The sequence below is a fragment of the Nonomuraea sp. NPDC048892 genome (assembly GCF_040649735.1).
Lineage (GTDB): Bacteria > Actinomycetota > Actinomycetes > Streptosporangiales > Streptosporangiaceae > Nonomuraea > Nonomuraea maheshkhaliensis.
Map to the genome: position 1 here is coordinate 431,745 of NZ_JBEZFZ010000006.1, position 18,336 is coordinate 450,080.

Below are 18,336 nucleotides of genomic sequence, written 5' to 3' on the forward strand. Positions count from 1 at the left end.
GGTTACTCGGACCTGCGTACGGCTCGCTCTTCGCATCGGTCGCGAGCACTGCTACTGTTCCCAGTTAGGGAGTTTCGTAAAGAAACACCCACGAGAGCCCCAAAGAGGCTCTATCATATAACAATCGGGCAGTCAGCTGATAACAACCCGTGATCTTTGTCGAAAACCACGGATAAATCAGGCTTCGCTCGACACACTTGTTACCTGTCCGCCCGCTGGCAGGAAGCGGGATGCGAGGGGGAGAGATTGGTGGAGAGTAGCAGCGAGCGTCTGCTGACCCCTGGAGAGGTTGCCGCCCTCTTCCGGGTAGACCCAAAGACGGTTACGCGCTGGGCTGCGGCAGGCCGCATCAGCAGTATCCGCACCCCCGGAGGGCACCGGCGCTTCCGCGAGTCGGAAGTCCACGCCCTTCTCCGAGGCGAGGACGTTCTTACGGCCGACAGGCCAGCAGGTGAGTCCCCGCGCGTCTGACGTTCCGTCAAGTCGGTGATCCTGCACGGTGGCCCGTCGGCAACGGCGACCACCACCCCCAGGATCACCGCTGGCGGGACCCACTTGTTCGGCGTGCTTTCCGGCCACACTTTCGTACGGCGAGCACGGGGCGGCGCCAACCGCCGACCGTGGCTGGCGCCTGCCCGATCTCCCCGCACAGGCGGCGACCAGTGCCCCGCTCGAAGGCGCTCTTTTCTCCCTGCCTGACGTCTCTTGCGTCTTTCTACCGGCTGAACGTCTCTCGCGTCTTTCCCGGGTCGCCGGCTCAGGCGTCCTCCTGTCGCGCCTTGAAGGCCAGGAACTCGCGCTCCAGCTCGTCGTTCTCCTCTTCCCAGCGACGGCGGCGCAGCTCCAGCTCCTCCTCGGTCAGCGATTCCGGCAACCACTGCTCGTAGTCGGGGTCACCGGGTTGCACGTCCACGTACGCGTTGCCGATCAGACGCCCGTCTTCGCTGGACAGGCTCTGCGGCACGCGCAGTGTCCCGTCCGCGAGCCGGATGACGTACATGGCCGATCACCTAGATTCCGTAGCGCCGGTTGAAGAACAGCATGATGTCGAGCGCCATGCGCGTGTCGCCGCCGAGCATGTCGACGAGGGCCGGGCGCTGGCGGGAGGCGATGGCGGCGAAGGCGTCGGCGAAGAACTCCTTGCGGCCCAGCCCGCCGCCCTGGCGGTGGAACGTCGAGGCCAGCAGCGGGACGGCCGTTTCGTAGAGCCGTACGAACTCCGGCGAGTCGGACACCCAGGCGCCGTAGGCCGAGTCGATGTCGTCGATCGCGTGGCCCACCTCGTGCATCATCACGTCGGGGGTCGGTGAGGGGCGGTCGCCCACGACGATCTTGCGGTCGCCGTACGCGCCCGCGCAGATGTCCCAGGTCGCGCGGCCCGACGGGAGCGGGGCGCCGCGTAAGTAACCCATGTCGTCGAGGTCGGGGACGCCGCCAGGGCCGACGTAGATGCCCTCCAGGCCCTCCGCGAGCAGCTCCTTCAGCCGTTCCGGCAGTCTGGCCAGGCTCTCCACGGCGCGGATGAGGTCCACCGGGGGCCGGCCGCGCCTGGCGTCCCACTGACGGTGCAGGATCGTCTCCAGCTTCCCGCAGTGGCGCAGGCCGTCGCCGAGCGAGGGCGCGTCGGGGCGGTTGGGCTGGGCCCTGAGCGGCTGGTCGGCCAGCTCGAAGTCGTACCAGGTGTAGCGGGGGCGGTCCATCATGACGGCGGCGGGCAGCCGTTCGCCGTGTTCGCGCAGCGTGAATCCGTCCCGGCTCATCTCATGACGCCTTTCCCACGGCCCGGGGGCGTCGCCGCCCGGCCACGTCATCCGCTCACGCTCGCCACCGCCGGGCCACGCGGCCCTCTCGTGCCCTTCAGGCCCGGACGCCCTGTCGCGCCCGCCGGGCCCGTACGCCCGCTCGGGCTCGCCGGGCCAGGCCACGCGCTCGGCGTGTTCGCCGCCCGGCCAGCCGGAACGATCGGGCCGGCCGTCGCCGGGCCAGCCTGACCGTTCGGGCCTGCCCTCGCCGGGGCGCCGCGCCGCCTCGCGCCGCGCGGCCGCCTTGGCCTCCTGGCGCCGCTCACGGGTCCTGGACCAGAAGGAGCGCTCGGCGTCGGGCGGGGCCTCGGCGCGGCGGGAGAAGAGGTAGGAACCGCGCCGCCACCAGCGGCCGCGCCGATGCCGACCTTTGTCGCCCGGACTCCTGTCCGCAGAAAAGGCCATCGCACCTCTCAACGCCCGTGGATGCCCACCCGGCCACGCGGACCCCCGTGGACACCGTCACATCCGTTTCCACCGTACGACGCGGATCTTCCGCTAGTCACCCGATATGGGACATCGGGCAGCACGATCAGGTCGTGCGATGGCTTACAGTTCGGGCATGGCAGTTGTTCTGATTGGCCTGGCGCTGCTGGTCTTCTGGCTCTTCTCGCTTTTCGACGTGGTCACCACGCCCGAAGACGAGGTTAGGAACGTACCAAAGGCACTGTGGATCCTCATCGTCGTAGTCATCCCTCTGCTCGGCGGCGTGGTGTGGATGGCGCGTGGCCGTCCGCGCGCCCCTCGGGCGGCGTGGCCCGTGCCCCCGGGGCCGGGCATACCGAAGGGGCCGGATGACGACCCCGACTTCCTGCGCGACCTCGACCGCCGCATGCGCGGCGACGACGTGAGCTAGCCGGCGTGAGCTAGACAGAGCCGGACAGCACGAACGGGCCGGCTGCGAGCCGGCCCGCCCTGCGCCGTCCGACGTGAGCGGACGGCCGTTTCAGTAAGCCCGTCTCAGAAACTCAGCCGCCGTGCGTCAGTCGACGTCGGCGTAGCTGTGCAGGCCGTCGATGAAGATGTTGACGCCGATCAGGTTGAACAGCAGGCAGCCGAACGCCACGAGCTGCACGATCGTCGATGCCCTGCCCTTCCATCCGGCCGTCGCCTTGGCGTGCAGATAGGCGGCGTAGGCCACCCAGGTGATGAAGGCCCACACCTCCTTGGGGTCCCAGCCCCAGTAGCGGCCCCATGCCCGGTCCGCCCACAGCGCACCCGCGATGACGGCGAACGTCCACAGCGGGAACGCGAACACGATCGCCCGGTGCGCCACCCGCTCCAGGTCCGCGCGGGACGGCAGGCGTGACGCGCCGTCGCCGCGCACCAGGTAGAGGATGCCGGACACCCCGGCCATCGTCATCAGGCCGGTGGCGATGATGGCGGCGCTGACGTGAATGGCGATCCAGTACGAGTCCAGCGCCGGCACCACCGGCCCCGCGACCGTGTAGAACACCTTGACCGCGAGCCCGAGGCCGAGCGCGGCGGTGACCATGACGAACGCGCCCATGAAGCGCACGTTGTGGCGAATCTGGGTGACGAGGAACGCGGTCACGGCGGCGAAGGAGATCGCGACCACGAACTCGTACATGTTGCCCCACGGCCACCGGTCCACGGCCAGGCCGCGGGTGACGAGGGCGCCGAAGTTGGCGGCCCAGCCGAGCCAGGCGAGCGCCAGAGCCACCGTGCCGGCCCGCGCGGGACCGTTGGGCCCGCCCGCCGCCTTCACGGCCTCCGTGCCCGTCTCAGCGGCCCCTGCCACAGCTCCCGCCGCCGCCCCTGCCGCCGCTTCTGACGCCACTTCCGGCGCCTGGGACGCCTCGGACGTCGCGGAGGACTCCCCGCCCGTCACGGCGGCTCCGACCGCGACCGGCTGTCTGGCCTCGACCGGCTCTCCAGCGGCGGCCCGGTCGGAACGGGCCCGGCCGAAGGCGAGATCGACGGCGAAGCCGACCATGGCGAAGACGTAGAGCAAGACGGCTGCGACGACGAACAGGTCGCTCAGCTCGGCTAGCTGCTCAGCGGACATCCTTGTCTCCTGCTGCTGATAGAACCTTGACGATCCCGGCGAACTCCTCGGCGAAGCCCGTCGCGGACCCTTCCGTACGGGTCAGGCCGCCCACCTCGACCCGGCCGCCCGCGATCCGGACGAACACCCGGCGGCGGCGGATCATGAGCGAGAGCGCGATGGCGACGACGGCCGTGCCGGCCGCGATCAACGCGGGCATGCGGCCCGGGTCGTAGGCCGTCTGGATCGTGATCCACTCCTTGACGCCGGTGAACTCGAGCTTGCCCAGCCCGCCGGGCAGGTCCACCGACTGCCCCACGGCCAGCGGCTTGGGCGTGTTGGAGCCCATGAACAGCCGGTTGAGCTTCTTCAGCACCTCGGGCTCGGCCAGCTCGTAGACCGACTGCGGCTTGCCCGAGCGTACGCCCAGATCGCCGGAGAAGGCGCCGAGCACCTGCACCTCGGGGTTGAGCTCGCCGGGGAAGGCCGAGGCGTGGTTGCCGTCGGTCAGCGGCACGCTGGTCGGCAGGAAGCGCAGCAGGAACCCGAGCTGCGACGGCCGCGCGTCGGGCACCTTGACCACGCAGCCCGAGGTCATCGTGGCCTTCTCCTCGATCAGGCAGGCCACGGGCCCCTCGAAGGCCACCTGCCCCTTGCCGTCGGTCACCCTGAACACGGGCGCGTAGCCGTTGCCGATCAGGTACGTCTGCGTGCCGTCGACCTCCAGCGGATCGTTGACCTTGAGGTCGTAGTCGCGGGCCGGCGCCTGCGGCGAGTCGTTGACCTTGAGGTGGGCGGTGTAGTCGAGCACCTGCCCGCGCTTGTCGCCGGTGACCTGGTAGGCCACCTTGAGGTCCTGGAGCTGGAAGGAGAACGGCTCCAGCGACTCGGCCGAGACCTGGCTGCCCGGGAAGAACCGGTCGTAGGCGGCCACGGTGTTGGCGAAGCCGTCGCCCTCGACGACCAGCACGTTGCCCCGGTAGCCGTAGAGCGAGCCGCCCCCGATGGCGAGCAGGATGCCGAGCAGGGCGATGTGGAAGAGCAGGTTGCCGGTCTCGCGCAGATAGCCCTTCTCGGCCGACACCCAGCCGTCGCCCGTCACGACGCGGAAGCGCAGCCGGCGCAGCCGCCGCGCGGCCTGCTCGACCCCGGGCCCGTCGTCCAGCCCGGTCTCGAACGAGGCGGTGTGGGGCAGCCTGGACAGGTTCTTCGGCGCGGCGGGCGGCTTGCGGCGCAGCTCGCGTACGTACGTCGTGACCCGCGGGATGACGCAGCCGATCAGCGAGGTGAACAGCAGCAGGTAGATGGCGGCGAACCAGACCGAGGTGAAGACCTCGAAGAGCTGGAACCGGTCGTACCACGCGGCCAGCGTCGGGCTCTGCTCGTAGAGCCGGGCGACCTTGTCGGGCTCGACGCCGCGCTGCGGCACCAGCGAGCCGGGCACCGAACCGAGCGCGAGCAGGAACAGCAGGATGAGGGCCGTCTTCATCGAGGTGAGCGTGCGCCACACCCAGCGCAGCCAGGCCACGGCCCCGAACGAGGCCCGCTCGGGCGCCCGCTTGCGCTCCAGCTCGTCGACGCTCATCAGATCACCGGCTCGAACGCGCCGATCAAGCCCTGCATGGCCGCGATCATCTCTCCCCAGAGCCCGGTCACGAGCAGCACGCCGACGGCCACCATCATGCCGCCGCCGACCCTGGTGATCAGGCGCGAGTGCTTGCGGATGGCCCGGAACGTACGCAGGGCCCGGCTGTAGGCCAGCGCCGCGCCCACGAAGGGCAGACCGAGGCCCAGGGCGTACGCCATGGCCAGGAGCGCGCCGCGTCCTGCGCTGCCCTCGTTGATCCCGAGCGTCAGCACGACGGCCAGCGTCGGCCCGATGCACGGCGTCCAACCGAGCCCGAACACCACCCCGAGCAGCGGCGCGCCCGCCAGCCCCGCGGCGGGCAGGCGGTGGATGCGCACGTCGCGCATCAGGCCCGGCAGCACGCCGAGGAAGGCGAGCCCGAGCCCGATGGTGAGCACACCGAGCACCCGGGTGATGATCTCCGCGTTGCCCAGCAGGACGGACCCGAGCCCGCCGAACAGCGCCCCGCTGAGCACGAACACCAGCCCGAACCCGGCCACGAACAGCGCCGTCCCCAGCACCAGCCGCCCCCGCTTGGGGTCGGCGCTCATGCCGGTCACGTACGACAGGTAGCCGGGCACCAGCGGCAGCACGCACGGCGACAGGAACGACACCACACCCGCCAGCACCGCGATGGGCACGGCCAGGAGCAGCGAGCCCGAGGCGACGACGTCACTCATCGCGCACCTTGGTCACCGCGTTCATCAGGTCGGTGTATTTGACCGCGCCCAGCGCCCTGGCCGCGATCCTGCCCTGCTTGTCGATGATCAGCGTGGACGGGATCGCCGCGGGCGGCACCGTGCCCTGGAAGGCCAGCGCGACCTTGCCGGGCTGGTCGAAGATGTGGGGGTAGCCGGTCTGCTCGGTGCGCTCGAACGCCTTCGCGTCGGCCTGGCGGTCCTTGAAGTCGACGCCGAGGAACTCGACGCCGCCGGCCTTCGTCTTGGCCGCGACCTCCTTGAGCACCGGCGCCTCGGCCCGGCACGGGCCGCACCAGGACGCCCAGAAGTTGAGCACCACGACCTTGCCCTTGTGCGCGGCCAGCGAGGCGGTGGCGCCGTCGAGGGTCGGCCCCTCGATCGCGGGCGCGGCCTTGCGCTCGCTCGTCTCGAACACCTGCATCTTCCCGTCGCCCGGGACGAACCGGGTGTCACCGGCCTGGGGCTGCCCGCCCTGAGAGCCCGCGCAGCCGGCGGCCAGAAGAGCCAGGGGGGCCAGGAGAAGGAGGGAGATGGACTTGGCGCGCACGGAGGAAGATCTCCTTGTACTACAACCGGTAGAGCTTGCAACTCTACCGGTGCGTCCTTCCGCCCCGGACATCAGGCCCCGGCGACGGCGGGCCCGTCTCGCAGGGCGCTCTGCCCGGAACATCAGGCGCCGGGGACGGTGGGTCCCGTCTCCAGACCTCCGGCCGGCTCGCTGTAACCGATGCTGACCAGACGATCGCCGTCGAACGTGAGCGTCGTGAGGCTGGCCAGCGCGCACTGCCGGCGGCGGGGGTCGTGCCACAGCCTGCGGCCCTCCGCGGCCGACCTGATCGCCCAGATCGGGAGCTGGTGGCTGACCAGCACCGCCTCGTGGCCGCGCGCCGCCGCCCGCGCCTCGTCGATGATCGACTTCATCCGCCGGACGATGACCGGATAGGGCTCGCCCCAGGACGGACGCATCGGATTCCAGAAATAGCGGTAGTTGCGCGGGTTGCGCAGCACGGCCAGCCCCTGGCCCAGAACCCGGCCCTCCAGCAGGTTGCCCGCCTCGATCAGCCGCTCGTCCCGGACGACGTCGATGCCGAGTTTCGCGGCGAGCGGAGCCGCCGTCTCCCGCGCGCGCTCCAGCGGCGAGCTGTAGATGGCGACGATGTCACGGCCGCCGACCGCCTTGGCGACCGTCTCGGCCATGAGGTGACCTGTCTCCGACAGGTGGTAGCCGGGCAGCCTGCCGTAGAGGACGCCCCCGGGATTGTGCACCTCACCGTGGCGCAGCAGGTGGACGACGGTGGTTTCAGCCATGGTGGCCACAGCCTATCCGCTCGGCCGCGCCGCGCCGCCAGGGCCCGCGAGGCGCGCGGGGTAAAGTCGGGCCGGAAGGGAGCCTCCCCACGCCGGCCTGTGGGCGTCCGTCGTACAGGCCGGAAGGAGCCTCCCGGGTCAGCCCGTGGGCGTCCGTCGTAAAGTCGGGCCGGAAGGAGCCTCCCGCGTGAGCCCATGGGCATTCGTCCTCGTCCTGACCGCCGCCGTCTCCCACGCCACCTGGAATCTGCTGAGCAAGCGCGCCGCCCTGGCCGACGGGCCTGTCTTCCTCTGGCTCGTCGCCGTGTCGGCGGCCGTCGTCTGGAGCCCGCTGTTCGCCGGGTTCCTGCTGGTCACGGGCACTCCCGTCACCTGGAAGGACCTCGCGGTGGCGGGCGGAAGCATGATGCTCCACCTCGGCTACTTCGTGCTGCTCCAGCGCGGGTACGGCCGCAGCGACCTGTCGCTCGTCTACCCGGTCGCCCGGGGCACGGGGCCGATGCTGGCCTGCCTGGTCGCGGTGCTGTTCCTGGGCGAGCGCCCGTCGGCCGCCAACATCGCCGGGATCGTGCTGATCGGGGCCGGGGTGTTCCTGATGGGCGGCGGGCACGCGGAGCTCAAAGGGCTGGTTCCCGGGCTGGTCGTGGGGGTGTTCATCGCCGCGTACACGGTGTGGGACTCGCGGGTGGTGAGCGCGTTCGCGGTGGCGCCGATCATGCTGAACTACCTCGGCGAGGTGCTGCGGGCGCTGGCGCTCACGCCCTTCGTGCTCGGCGCCCGGCGGGCGCTGATCCGGCCGGTCTGGCGGGAGCATCGGTACCGGGTGGTGGGGGCGGCCGTGCTGATCTTCGTGTCGTACCTGCTGATCCTGTTCGCGTTCACGATGGCGCCGGTCAGCGTGGTGGCGCCGGCCCGCGAGGTCAGCGTGCTGATCGCGGTCCTGCTCGGGGGACGGCTGCTGGCCGAGGGCGACGTACGGCGCCGGTTGATGGCGGCGGCCGTCATCCTCGGCGGCGTCGTGGCGATCGCCCTGAGCTGATCCGCGCTGCGCTTATCTGCCCCGAGCTGATCCGCCGTGACCTGGTCTGCTCGCCGCGCCCTGGGCCGACTCGCGGGTGGTCGTCAGGTGACGGCCCAGGCGTTCTCCTGCTGTTTGCTGGCCTCGACCAGGGCGTCGACCATGGCGCGGATCGCGGGGCGGCGGGCCGCGTCCTGGCGCCAGATCGCGTAGATGCGCCGGGACTGGCGCGGCAGGAGCGGGACGAGCCGGGCGCCGTCGGGCACGCAGTCACGGCCGAGCCGCGGCACGATCGCGCAGCCCAGGCCCGCCGCCACCAGCGCGAGCTGGGTCGGGTACTCGTCGGCCATGCACGAGATCTCCGGCTCCAGCGAGGCGCTGCGCAGCGTGTAGACCAGCCAGTCGTGACAGACCGTGCCGGGGGCGCCGCTGATCCACTGCTCGCCGCTCAGCGCGGCCAGCTCGACCTCGCGCCGGTCGGCCAGCGGGTGCGCGGCCGGGATGGCCACGTCGGCCACGTCGTCCAGCAGCGTCGCCTTGGACAGGCCCTCGGGGATGGCCATGGGCCGGTTGAGCCAGTCCTGGATCACGCCCAGGTCCAGCTCGCCCCTGGCCACCTCGCGCACCACCCGCTCGGGATCGCGCTCGCTGAGCTGCACCTGCAGATCGGGATGGCGGCCTCTGAGCGAGACGAGCGCGCCCGGCATGAGCCCGCGCGCGGCGGTGGGGAAGGCGGCGATGTTGAGCCGGCCGACGACCTCGCCACGCAGCGCCTCGAAGTCGGCCTCCGCGGTCTCGACCAGGGCGAGGATACGTTCGGCGTGCTCGGCGAGCAGCCCGGCCGCGTCGGTCAGGCGCACGCCGCGCCCGTTGCGCTCCATCAGCCTGGCGCCGGTCTCGCGCTCCAGCTTGGCGATCTGCTGCGACACCGCCGACGGCGTGACCATGAGCGCGTCCGCGGCGGCCCCGACAGAACCGTAGACGTGGACTGCGTGAAGTGCCTTCAACCGGTTCAAGTCCAACATGTAAGCCAGCCTAAACGGTTTAGCGTAGAAAGTCTCGCTTGTCGTTGAATGTGTAGCAGATGAAAATAGATGCATGAGAATCCTGAAGACGAAGAAGCAGCAGACCGGTTCCGTGTCCTACCTCAAGGTGCTCGCCGAGCAGGCCCGCGACCAGCGGATCCGGTACCAGAAGCCCGCTCGCTGAGCTTGCTGAGTGAGCCCCCGCCACCTCGCCCTCGCCGTCGGCCTCGCGGCCGTCTGGGGCTTCAACTTCGTGGTCATGCAGGTCGGCCTGCGGTACTTCCCGCCCCTGCTGTACGCCGGCGTCCGCTTCGCCATGGCCGCGTTCCCCGCCCTGCTCTTCGTGGGCCGGCCGGGAGTCCCGTGGCGCTGGGTCGCCGGGGTGGCGGCCACCCTGGGAGCCGGCCAGTTCGGGCTCCTGCTCGTGGGAATGCGAGCGGGCATGCCGGCCGGCTTGACCTCCCTCGTCCTGCAGATGCAGGCGCTGTTCACCGTGCTGTTCGCGGTGACGCTGCTCGGTGAGCGGCTCACCGCCCGCCGCGTGCTCGGGCTGGCCGTCGCGTTCTGCGGGCTGGCCCTGGTCGCGTTCGACTTCGGCGTCGCCGGCCCGCTGGGCGCCTTCGCCCTGTGCGTGGCCGCCGCCGCGGCTTGGGGGCTGGGGAACGTCGTCCAGCGCCGCGCCGCGCCGCCCGACTCCCTGCGTTTCATGGTCTGGGTGAGCGCCTTCTCCGCGCCGCCTCTCCTGCTCCTGTCGGTGCTGGTGGAAGGGGCGCCGGTGCTGAGCACCGCCATGGAGGGCTGGCTTTCCCTCGTCTACGTGGCCTTCGTCTCGACCCTGGGCGGCTTCGGCGTCTGGGGCTGGCTGCTGCGGCGTTACGACGCCTCGACCGTGGCGCCGTACACGCTGCTCGTGCCCGTCTTCGGCATGTCGTCGGCCGCCCTGGTGACCGGCGAGGCGCTGTCCTGGCCCGAACTGCTGGCCGCCGCGCTCATCGTCTCCGGCGTCCTCTACACCGGCACCAGACCCCGCCGCCCAGCATCCGTCGAACCCGCAGCCACGCCCTCGTAGGCCCGCCACCGCCGAACCGGCGACCACGCCCTCATAGCCCCCGCACCCACTGAGCCGACCACGCGCTCGCAGGCCCCTGCGCCCACCGGACCGGTCCCGGGCCCCACTGTCCTACCGGCCGCGACTCCCCTGGTCGCGGCCTTCCCTGTCTCGACGGGGTCAGAGGACGGCGGCGGCCGCCTTGGCGGCGGCGGGCAGGGCTTCGGCGACGCGGCCGAGCGCCTCGTCGTCGTGGGAGGCCGACAGGAACCACGCCTCGTAGGCCGACGGCGGCAGGTAGACGCCCTGGTCGAGCATCGCGTGGAAGAAGGCCGTGAACGCCGCCGTGTTCTGTGTCTTGGCCTCGGCGAAGTTCGTCACCTCCGCGTCCGTGAAGAAGATCGAGAACAGGCTGCCCGCCCGCTGCAGCCGGTGCGGCACCCCGGCGGCCGACAGCGCCTCGGAGGCGGCCTGCCCGACCTTCAGCGCCGCGTCGTCCACCCGCGCGTACGCCTCCGCGTCGAGGGCGCGCAGCGTCGCCAGGCCCGCCGCGCAGGCCAGCGGGTTGCCCGACAGCGTGCCCGCCTGGTAGACGGGGCCCTCGGGCGCGAGGTGGCCCATGACGTCGGCCCGGCCGCCGAACGCCGCCGCCGGCAGCCCGCCGCCCATGACCTTGCCGAACGTCATCAGGTCGGCGTCGACGGGGTCGAGGCCGTACCAGCCGGCCGCCGAGACGCGGAAGCCCGTCAGCACCTCGTCCACGATGAGCAGCGCGCCGCCCGCGGTGCACAGCTCGCGCAGGCGCGCGTTGAACCCGTCGCGCGGCGGGACGACGCCCATGTTGGCCGGGCACGCCTCGGTGATGACGCAGGCGATCTCGGCCGACGCGAACGCCGCCTCGACGGCCTCGATGTCGTTGTACGGCAGCACGATCGTGTCGGCCGCCGACGCCCCCGTCACGCCGGGGGTGTCGGGCAGCCCGAACGTGGCGACGCCGGAGCCGGCCGCGGCCAGCAGCGCGTCGACGTGGCCGTGGTAGCAGCCGGCGAACTTGATCACCTTGGACCGCCCGGTGAAGCCCCTGGCCAGCCGTACGGCGCTCATCGTCGCCTCGGTGCCGGAGCTGACCAGCCGCACCTTCTCGACCGGCGCGACCCGCTCGGCGATCGCCTCGGCCAGCTCGACCTCGCCCTGCGTCGCGGTGCCGTAGGAGAACCCGCCGGCCACCGCGCCGGAGACCGCCTCGACGACGGCGGGATGGCGGTGGCCGAGGATCATCGGGCCCCACGAGCAGACCAGGTCGACGTAGCGGTTGCCGTCGACGTCGGTGATGTAGGGGCCCTGCCCCGAGGCCATGAAGCGGGGCGTGCCGCCCACCGCGCCGAACGCGCGCACCGGGGAGTTGACGCCACCGGGGACGATCTGGCGGGCGCGGGCGAACAGGTCGTCGGACTTCTGTGTACGGCTCACCGATCCAGGTTAGCCGCGCCACCCCGCGCCCCCCGCACCGCAGGCAGGCGCTTCCGCTCAGCGCCGAAAGCAGCCCAGAAATCCGCCCAGAAATCAGCGCCGGATCTGCCCCGAATCGGCGCCCGGCCAGGGCCTGCTCAGTCGGCCAGCCACTCCAGCAGGAGCAGCGGGTCGGGCAGGGGCCGCCCGTCGGGGGCGCGCAGCCAGGTGACGCTCTGGCCGCCGGGCAGCGTCGATGGCGGGGCCACGACGTAGCTGTCGCGGCAGTGCCAGCGCAGCCCAGGCGTGTCGTCGATGGTCGCGGGGTCGCAGTCGAGGTGGCACGACCACCACTCGTCCTCGTCCTCCGGATTGCCCCTCGTGGCCACGTAGAACAAGACCCGGTCGCCGTTGGCGGCGACCGGGCCTGGGTGGGCGTCGGCGGCGTCGATCCGGGTGAGGGCCGACAGGCCGGCGGCGAGCGGTACGTCGAAGACGTCGAACACGCGCCCCGTGGGCAGAATCACACCGGCCTCGGGCTCGGCCTGCCACCAGCGCGTGAGCAGGGCCGGGTCGGTCGTGGCCTGCAGATGCCAGGCGGGCGACAGCGGATGGGCGCCCGGGTCGGGACAGCCGACCCGGTCACAGGAGCAGGCACGCGGCCCGGTGCGCAGCGCGTAGGCGCCGGGCACCACGGGCCAGCCCAGGGCGGCGTATTCGAGCACGGCGTCGATGCGTGTCGGCCGCGCGCGTTTTTTGGTACGCCGAGCCAGTGGTACCCCCACCATGGTGTCTCCCGTCGCCTCACAGTGCCTGAAGAGGTCCCGGATCCCGGGCTGTACGCACACGCGGGACACACCAGCACTAGTCCTTCAACTCTAACCCACGGGCCCCAGGAGTTGACGGGAAACCCCTTGGTTAGAGCCCTCGTGCCACTTCCACGGCCCAGTAGGTGAGGATCAGGTCGGCCCCGGCGCGCTTGATCGCGACCAGCGACTCGTGGATCATCCGGTCCCGGTCGACCCAGCCGTTGGCCGCCGCGGCCTCGATCATCGCGTACTCGCCGCTCACCTGGTAGGCGGCCACGGGCACGTCGACCTCGGCGCGGACGTGGGCGATGACGTCGAGGTAGGCCCCCGCCGGCTTGACCATGACGGCGTCGGCGCCTTCCGCCAGGTCGAGGCGGACCTCGCGCAGCGCCTCGTCCTGCGGGCCCGCGGGGTCCTGCTGGTGGGTGCTGCGGTCGCCGAACTGCGGCGCGCACTCGGCTGCCTCGCGGAACGGCCCGTACAAGGCGGAGGAGTATTTGATGGAATAGGCCAGGATCGGGACGCCGGCGTGACCGGCCGCGTCGAGCGCCGTGCGGATCGCGCCGACCTGCCCGTCCATCATCCCGCTCGGCGCCACCATGTGGGCCCCGGCCTCGGCCTGGGCGACCGCGACGGAGGCGTACCGCTCAAGGGTGGCGTCGTTGTCGACGTCGCCCGACGGGGTGAGGATGCCGCAGTGGCCGTGGTCGGTGAACTCGTCGAGGCAGGTGTCGGCCATCACCACGAGAGCGTCGCCGACCTCGGCGTGCACGTCGCGCAGCGCCTGCTGCAGGATCCCGTCGGGGTCGTCGCCCGCCGAGCCGCGGGCGTCCTTCACGGCGGGGATGCCGAACAGGATCAGCCCGCCCACGCCGGCCTCGGCGGCCTCGTGGGCGGCCTTGCGCAGCGAGTCGCGCGTGTGCTGGAACACGCCCGGCATCGAGGTCACGGGCTGCGGCTCGGTGAGCCCTTCCTTGACGAACATGGGCAGGATCAGGTCGGCGGCGTGCAGCCGGGTGCCCTGGACCAGGCGGCGCATGGCCGGGCCACGACGCAGCCTGCGGGGACGGGCGACGGGGAACTGCGCGGCACTCATTTGGCTCTCCTCCTGGCGCCACGGCGGTTTTGCGAGGGCCGGCGCGGGGTGTCGCCCGCGGCCAGTGCCGCCTGACGCTGCTTGGCCCCGAACTCGGCCACGGCGGCGGCCAAGGCGGAGGCGGACGGTGTGTCGGCCATGACGTCGACGCGGAGCCCGAACTCCTCGGCGGTCTTGGCCGTCTGCGGCCCGATGACCGCGATCACGGTGACGTTGTGCGGCTTGCCGGCGATGCCGACGAGGTTGCGCACGGTGGACGAGGACGTGAAGAGCACGGCGTCGAAGCCGCCGCCCTTGATGGCCTCGCGGATCGGCGCGGGCGGCGGCGCGGCCCGCACGGTGCGGTACGCGGTGACGTCGTCGCACTCCCAGCCCAGCTCGGTGAGCCCGGCCACGAGCGTGTCGGTGGAGATGTCGGCGCGCGGGAGCAGCACCCGGTTGATCGGGTCGAGCATCGAGTCGTAGGGCGGCCACTCGGCCACGAGCCCTTCCGACGACTGCTCGCCGGAGGGCAGCAGGTCGGGCTTGACCCCGAACTCGACCAGGGCGCGCGCGGTCGCGTCGCCCACGGCCGCCACCTTGAGCCCGGCGAAGGCGCGGGCGTCGAGGCCGTATTCCTCGAACTTCTCGCGTACGGCCTTGACCGCGTTGGCGCTGGTGAAGGCCACCCACTCGTAGCGGCCCGTGACCAGGCCCTTGATCGCGCGGTCCATCTGCTGCGGCGTGCGCGGCGGCTCGACCGAGATGGTCGGCACCTCCTCGGGCACCGCGCCGTAGGCGACGAGCTGCTCGGAGAGGCTGCGCGACTGCTCCTTCGTACGGGGCACCAGCACCCGCCAGCCGAACAGCGGCTTGGTCTCGAACCACGAGAGCTTGTCACGCAGCCCGACGGCCTCGCCGACCACGATCAGCGCGGGCTCGGTGAAGCCGGCGTGCTTGAGGTCGGCCTGGAGCCGGCCGAGCGTGGACACGACGGTGTACTGCTCGGTGGTGGTGCCGCCGCTGCTGACCGCGACGGGCGTGGTGTCGGGCTTGCCGCCCGCGATCAGCGCCTTGCCGATGGGCACGGCGTCGCCGATGCCGTTGTAGATGACCAGCGTGCCGCGGCAGGCGGCGTGGACGGCCCAGTCCTGGTCCTGGGCGGCGTCGACGATCCTGAACTCGGGCACGGCGCTGGCCGCCGGGATGCCGGCGTAGGTGAGCACGGCGGTCGCGGGCGGCACGCCGGGCACGATCTCGAAGTCGACCTCCGCCGCGGCGCAGGCCGCGACCTCCTCGGTGATCGAGGAGAACAGCATCGGGTCGCCCGCGCACAGGCGCACCACGAGCTGCCCGCGGGCGGCACGCTTGACGAAGTCGCGCTCGGCGATCTCGACGCCTTCACGGCAGTGGCGCAGCAGCGGGCTTTGCGTTTCGTCGTCGAGCACCACCGCGTCGGCCTTGCCGAGCAGTTCGGCGGCGCGGAGCGTGAGCAGGTTGGGATCGCCGGGACCCGCGCCCACGAACGCGACGAAACCGGAGGTCGGACTATCGGAGCTCAATGGGATTGCTCCCCCATCAATCTGTCGGCCCCTTCGGCGATCATCTCGGCCGCTAGGAGGCGGCCCAGTTTCGCAGCCTCCGAAGGAGAGCCGGCGGCGGACTTGCGGACCGCTTCGCGGCCGTCGATGGAGACGACCACAGCGGTCAGGTTCAGAGTGTGCCCGTCATCGGCCGCGAAAGCACCCACCGGGGCGGAACACCCGGCCTCCAGCGCGTTCAGCACGGCACGCTCGGCGATCACCGCGGAGCGGGTTGACGGGTCGTCGAGCACCCGCAGGAACTCGATCAGGTCGGAGCGGTCGGCGCGGCACTCGACGGCCAGCGCCCCCTGGCCGGGGGCGGGCAGCAGCTCCTCGTTCTCGAAGATCTGCGCGATCTCGTGGCTGCGGCCGATCCGCTCCAGGCCGGCCGAGGCGAGCACGACGGCGTCGAGCTCGCCCGAGGTGACCTTGCCGATGCGGGTGTCGGCGTTGCCGCGGATCGGGACGTATTCCAGGTCGGGGCGGAGCGCGCTGAGCATGGCCACCCGGCGCGGCGAGCCGGTGCCGACCCTGGCGCCCGGCGCGAGGTCGGCGAACTTGTGCGTGCCGACCAGCGCGTCGCGGTGGTCGTGGCGGGCGGGGATGGCGGCCAGCACGAAGCGCGGGTCCTGCGTGGTCGGCAGGTCCTTCAGCGAGTGGACGGCGAAGTCGATCTCGTCCTCGGCGAGCTTGTCGCGCAGCGCGTTGACGAACACACCCGTACCGCCGAGCTGGGCCAGGTGGGCCTTGGTGACGTCGCCGAACGTCGTGACGCCGACCAGCTCGATCGCGCGCCCGGTGCGCTGGACGTAGGCGTCGGCCACCATGCCGGACTGCGTGGTCGCCATGAGGCTGCGGCGGGTGCCGAGCCGCAGCGCGCGCGTTCGGGTCGTCACAGCTCCACCTCCCTCACGGCCTCGGGCATCTTCGGATCCAGGTCGAACAACTCGCGCAGGGCTTCGGCATAATGATCGCCCCCTGGGCAGGTGGCGAGCTGCTTGACACGCACAGTCGGCTCGTGGAGCAGCTTGTCCACCACCCGCTGCACGGTCATGGCGACCTCGTCGCGCGCCCGCTCGTCGAGCTCGGGCACGCGCATGAGGAGCCGGCCCAGCTCGGACTCGACCACGCCCGCGGCCTTGCTGCGCAGCGCCACCACGGTCGGGGTGACCTTGGCCGCCCGCTCGGCGTCGAGGTAGGCGCGCAGCTCGCCGGCCACGAGGTCGCGTACGGTGCGTACGGCGTCGCCCTCGGCGGAGCCGATGCCGGACTCCTGGATCGTCTCCAGGTCCACCAGCGTGACGCCGGGCACCTCGCGTACGGCGGGGTCGATGTCGTGCGGCAGCGCCAGGTCGAGCAGGAACGCGGGCCCGCTCAGCATGGCGGGGGTGACGACGTGGCGACCGGCGCCGGTGCAGGTGATGACGATGTCGGCGTCGGCCAGCTCGCCGGCCACGGCGCCGAACCCGACCGCCCGCCCGCCGACGGACTCGGCCAGCCTGGCCCCGCGCTCGAAGGTGCGGTTGGCCACGGTGATGTCGGTGACGCCCGCGCGGGCGAGCGTGACGGCGGCCAGGGAGCTCATGGAGCCGGCCCCCACCACCAGGGCGCGCCGCCCGGTCAGGTCGCCTGCCAGGGCGAGCCCGGCGGAGACGAGCGAGGCGCCGTGCTTGTCGATGCCTGTCTCGTGGTGGGCCCGCTTGCCGACCCGCAGTGCCTGCTGGACCAGCTCGTTGAGGGTGGCGCCGACGGTGCCCTGCCGCTGGGCCAGCTTGAGCGCCTGGCGGACCTGGCCGAGGATCTGGCCCTCGCCGACGACCATGGAGTCGAGCCCGCACACGACGGAGAACAGGTGCTCGACGGCCCGCTCCTCGTAGTGCACGAAGAAGTGCGGCCGCAGCTCCTCGACGGGCACGCCGGAGTGGACGCTCAGCAGGTCGGTGACGGCGGTGACGGCTGCGTGGAAGCGGTCGGCGGTGACCAGCACCTCGACCCGGTTGCAGGTCGAGATCACCATGGCCTCGGCGACGCAGGAGTCCTGTCGTACGTCGTGCAGGAGCTTGACCAGCGCCTCACCGGTCATCGAGACACGCTCCAGCAGTGCCACCGGCGCGGTCCGGTGACTGAGTCCTACAGCCAGAACACTCATTGACCGTCCATCGCCATGAGTGGCCCCCCAGCCTTGCGTTGCTCGTGGAACGCGAGAATCTGCAGTTCGATTGATAGGTCGACTTTACGGACATCGACGCTGTCCGGCACGGAAAGTACAACAGGGGCGAAGTTCAGGATGCTGGTGACGCCCGCGGCGATCACACGGTCGCAGACCGCCTGCGCCGCTGCCGCCGGTGTCGCCAGAACCACGATCGAGACTCCGCGCCGCCCGATCACGGCTTCCAGTTCGTCGATGTGCTCCACATTCAACCCCGCGATGGTGTCGCCCACCACTTCGGGGTCGGCGTCCACGAGCGCCGCGACCCGGAAGCCCCTGGAGACGAAACCGCCGTAGTTGGCCAGCGCGCGGCCGAGGTTACCGACTCCGACGATCGCTACCGCCCAGTCCTGGGTCAGTCCGAGCTCGCGGGAGATCTGATAGACGAGGTATTCGACGTCATATCCTACGCCCCGCGTGCCGTAGGAGCCCAGGTGTGACAGATCCTTGCGCAATTTGGCCGAGTTGACCCCTGCGGCGACGGCCAGGTCTTCCGAGCTGACGGTCGCGATCCCCCGCTCCGCCATCCCGTGCAGCGCCCGAAGGTACAACGGGAGCCGGGCCACCGTGGCTTCGGGGATGCCGCGGTCGCGGGGCTGGGACGGGCTCTTCACGTGCCGGTGCTCCAGGGAACGGGCGGCTTGGGGACCGCGTGATAGGAATCGAACCGTCTT

The 18,336-nt window shown here is 71.5% G+C and carries 19 protein-coding genes; 4 read left to right on the forward strand and 15 right to left on the reverse strand.

The genetic code is table 11. The annotated features are described in order from the left end of the window. Positions 1-249 precede the first annotated feature (249 nt). Positions 250-471, forward strand: a complete 222-nt coding sequence (locus tag AB0C28_RS23190) for a BldC family transcriptional regulator (protein ID WP_026214226.1) — start codon at positions 250-252, stop codon at positions 469-471. 286 nt (positions 472-757) lie between these two features. On the opposite strand, the gene AB0C28_RS23195 is transcribed toward AB0C28_RS23190, so the two are convergent. Then, a complete protein-coding gene (locus AB0C28_RS23195) occupies positions 758-1,000 on the reverse strand; it encodes a hypothetical protein (protein ID WP_357846322.1) in 243 nt (80 codons plus the stop codon). 10 nt (positions 1,001-1,010) lie between these two features. Beyond that, on the reverse strand, positions 1,011-2,207 hold the full coding sequence (locus AB0C28_RS23200) for a hypothetical protein (RefSeq protein ID WP_358077171.1): 1,197 nt from the start codon (positions 2,205-2,207) through the stop codon (positions 1,011-1,013). A 157-nt stretch (positions 2,208-2,364) separates the two neighbouring features. On the opposite strand from AB0C28_RS23200, the gene AB0C28_RS23205 reads away from it, so the two are divergent. After that, positions 2,365-2,658: a PLDc N-terminal domain-containing protein gene (locus tag AB0C28_RS23205; RefSeq protein WP_357846326.1), complete on the forward strand. Its 294-nt coding sequence runs from the start codon at positions 2,365-2,367 to the stop codon at positions 2,656-2,658. Between the two features lie 126 nt (positions 2,659-2,784). Here the strand turns inward: AB0C28_RS23205 and ccsB are convergent, their stop codons facing one another. The 5 genes from ccsB to AB0C28_RS23230 form a co-directional block, all read right to left on the reverse strand. Next, complete coding sequence (gene ccsB / locus AB0C28_RS23210) at positions 2,785-3,831, reverse strand: c-type cytochrome biogenesis protein CcsB (RefSeq protein WP_358077174.1); 1,047 nt, start codon at positions 3,829-3,831, stop codon at positions 2,785-2,787. Then, positions 3,821-5,395 (reverse strand): cytochrome c biogenesis protein ResB, encoded by a 1,575-nt coding sequence (locus AB0C28_RS23215; RefSeq protein WP_358077177.1) that lies wholly within the window; start codon positions 5,393-5,395, stop codon positions 3,821-3,823. The genes ccsB and AB0C28_RS23215 overlap by 11 nt, the downstream gene beginning before the upstream one ends. Next, a complete protein-coding gene (locus tag AB0C28_RS23220; protein ID WP_358077180.1) occupies positions 5,395-6,117 on the reverse strand; it encodes a cytochrome c biogenesis protein CcdA in 723 nt (240 codons plus the stop codon). Before AB0C28_RS23220 ends, AB0C28_RS23215 begins: the two co-directional genes overlap by 1 nt. Beyond that, positions 6,110-6,685 carry a TlpA disulfide reductase family protein gene (locus AB0C28_RS23225; RefSeq protein WP_357846335.1) on the reverse strand — a complete coding sequence of 192 codons (576 nt, stop codon included), beginning with the start codon at positions 6,683-6,685 and terminating at the stop codon, positions 6,110-6,112. Before AB0C28_RS23225 ends, AB0C28_RS23220 begins: the two co-directional genes overlap by 8 nt. Before the next feature lie 122 nt (positions 6,686-6,807). Continuing rightward, positions 6,808-7,446 carry a histidine phosphatase family protein gene (locus AB0C28_RS23230; protein WP_357846337.1) on the reverse strand — a complete coding sequence of 213 codons (639 nt, stop codon included), beginning with the start codon at positions 7,444-7,446 and terminating at the stop codon, positions 6,808-6,810. Between the two features lie 187 nt (positions 7,447-7,633). On the opposite strand from AB0C28_RS23230, the gene AB0C28_RS23235 reads away from it, so the two are divergent. After that, positions 7,634-8,485 carry a DMT family transporter gene (locus AB0C28_RS23235; RefSeq protein ID WP_358077183.1) on the forward strand — a complete coding sequence of 284 codons (852 nt, stop codon included), beginning with the start codon at positions 7,634-7,636 and terminating at the stop codon, positions 8,483-8,485. An 83-nt stretch (positions 8,486-8,568) separates the two neighbouring features. Here the strand turns inward: AB0C28_RS23235 and AB0C28_RS23240 are convergent, their stop codons facing one another. Beyond that, positions 8,569-9,489: a LysR family transcriptional regulator gene (locus tag AB0C28_RS23240; protein ID WP_346100964.1), complete on the reverse strand. Its 921-nt coding sequence runs from the start codon at positions 9,487-9,489 to the stop codon at positions 8,569-8,571. A gap of 193 nt (positions 9,490-9,682) precedes the next feature. Here AB0C28_RS23240 and AB0C28_RS23245 point away from each other — a divergent pair, with 193 nt between their 5' ends. Continuing rightward, a complete protein-coding gene (locus tag AB0C28_RS23245) occupies positions 9,683-10,558 on the forward strand; it encodes an EamA family transporter (RefSeq protein ID WP_358077186.1) in 876 nt (291 codons plus the stop codon). Between the two features lie 159 nt (positions 10,559-10,717). Here AB0C28_RS23245 and hemL read toward each other — a convergent pair whose 3' ends face one another. From hemL to AB0C28_RS23280, 7 genes are all read right to left on the reverse strand, one after another. After that, the gene (gene hemL, locus AB0C28_RS23250; RefSeq protein ID WP_357846344.1) at positions 10,718-12,007 is read right to left on the reverse strand and encodes a glutamate-1-semialdehyde 2,1-aminomutase; all 1,290 of its coding nucleotides are present in this window, start codon (positions 12,005-12,007) and stop codon (positions 10,718-10,720) included. Positions 12,008-12,144: 137 nt separating this feature from the next. After that, entirely contained in the window at positions 12,145-12,774 is a 630-nt protein-coding gene (locus AB0C28_RS23255) for a bifunctional DNA primase/polymerase (RefSeq protein ID WP_357846346.1), read from the reverse strand. A gap of 130 nt (positions 12,775-12,904) precedes the next feature. After that, entirely contained in the window at positions 12,905-13,891 is a 987-nt protein-coding gene (gene hemB, locus AB0C28_RS23260; protein WP_357846347.1) for a porphobilinogen synthase, read from the reverse strand. Further along, complete coding sequence (locus AB0C28_RS23265; RefSeq protein ID WP_357846349.1) at positions 13,888-15,432, reverse strand: bifunctional uroporphyrinogen-III C-methyltransferase/uroporphyrinogen-III synthase; 1,545 nt, start codon at positions 15,430-15,432, stop codon at positions 13,888-13,890. The genes hemB and AB0C28_RS23265 overlap by 4 nt, the downstream gene beginning before the upstream one ends. Continuing rightward, positions 15,429-16,349: a hydroxymethylbilane synthase gene (gene hemC / locus AB0C28_RS23270; RefSeq protein ID WP_357846351.1), complete on the reverse strand. Its 921-nt coding sequence runs from the start codon at positions 16,347-16,349 to the stop codon at positions 15,429-15,431. Before hemC ends, AB0C28_RS23265 begins: the two co-directional genes overlap by 4 nt. After that, positions 16,346-17,602 (reverse strand): glutamyl-tRNA reductase, encoded by a 1,257-nt coding sequence (locus AB0C28_RS23275; protein WP_357846353.1) that lies wholly within the window; start codon positions 17,600-17,602, stop codon positions 16,346-16,348. Before AB0C28_RS23275 ends, hemC begins: the two co-directional genes overlap by 4 nt. Continuing rightward, positions 17,599-18,276 carry a redox-sensing transcriptional repressor Rex gene (locus AB0C28_RS23280; RefSeq protein WP_357846355.1) on the reverse strand — a complete coding sequence of 226 codons (678 nt, stop codon included), beginning with the start codon at positions 18,274-18,276 and terminating at the stop codon, positions 17,599-17,601. The genes AB0C28_RS23275 and AB0C28_RS23280 overlap by 4 nt, the downstream gene beginning before the upstream one ends. Positions 18,277-18,336: the final 60 nt, after the last annotated feature.

Bases quoted from the DNA above. Each gene is read 5' to 3' on its own strand.
- AB0C28_RS23195 (WP_357846322.1), bottom strand. From the start codon at position 1,000: ATGTACGTCATCCGGCTCGCGGACGGGACACTGCGCGTGCCGCAGAGC.
- AB0C28_RS23200 (WP_358077171.1), bottom strand. From the start codon at position 2,207: ATGGCCTTTTCTGCGGACAGGAGTCCGGGCGACAAAGGTCGGCATCGG.
- AB0C28_RS23205 (WP_357846326.1), top strand. From the start codon at position 2,365: ATGGCAGTTGTTCTGATTGGCCTGGCGCTGCTGGTCTTCTGGCTCTTC.
- ccsB (WP_358077174.1), bottom strand. From the start codon at position 3,831: ATGTCCGCTGAGCAGCTAGCCGAGCTGAGCGACCTGTTCGTCGTCGCA.
- AB0C28_RS23215 (WP_358077177.1), bottom strand. From the start codon at position 5,395: ATGAGCGTCGACGAGCTGGAGCGCAAGCGGGCGCCCGAGCGGGCCTCG.
- AB0C28_RS23220 (WP_358077180.1), bottom strand. From the start codon at position 6,117: ATGAGTGACGTCGTCGCCTCGGGCTCGCTGCTCCTGGCCGTGCCCATC.
- AB0C28_RS23230 (WP_357846337.1), bottom strand. From the start codon at position 7,446: ATGGCTGAAACCACCGTCGTCCACCTGCTGCGCCACGGTGAGGTGCAC.
- AB0C28_RS23240 (WP_346100964.1), bottom strand. From the start codon at position 9,489: ATGTTGGACTTGAACCGGTTGAAGGCACTTCACGCAGTCCACGTCTAC.
- AB0C28_RS23255 (WP_357846346.1), bottom strand. From the start codon at position 12,774: ATGGTGGGGGTACCACTGGCTCGGCGTACCAAAAAACGCGCGCGGCCG.
- hemB (WP_357846347.1), bottom strand. From the start codon at position 13,891: ATGAGTGCCGCGCAGTTCCCCGTCGCCCGTCCCCGCAGGCTGCGTCGT.
- AB0C28_RS23275 (WP_357846353.1), bottom strand. From the start codon at position 17,602: ATGAGTGTTCTGGCTGTAGGACTCAGTCACCGGACCGCGCCGGTGGCA.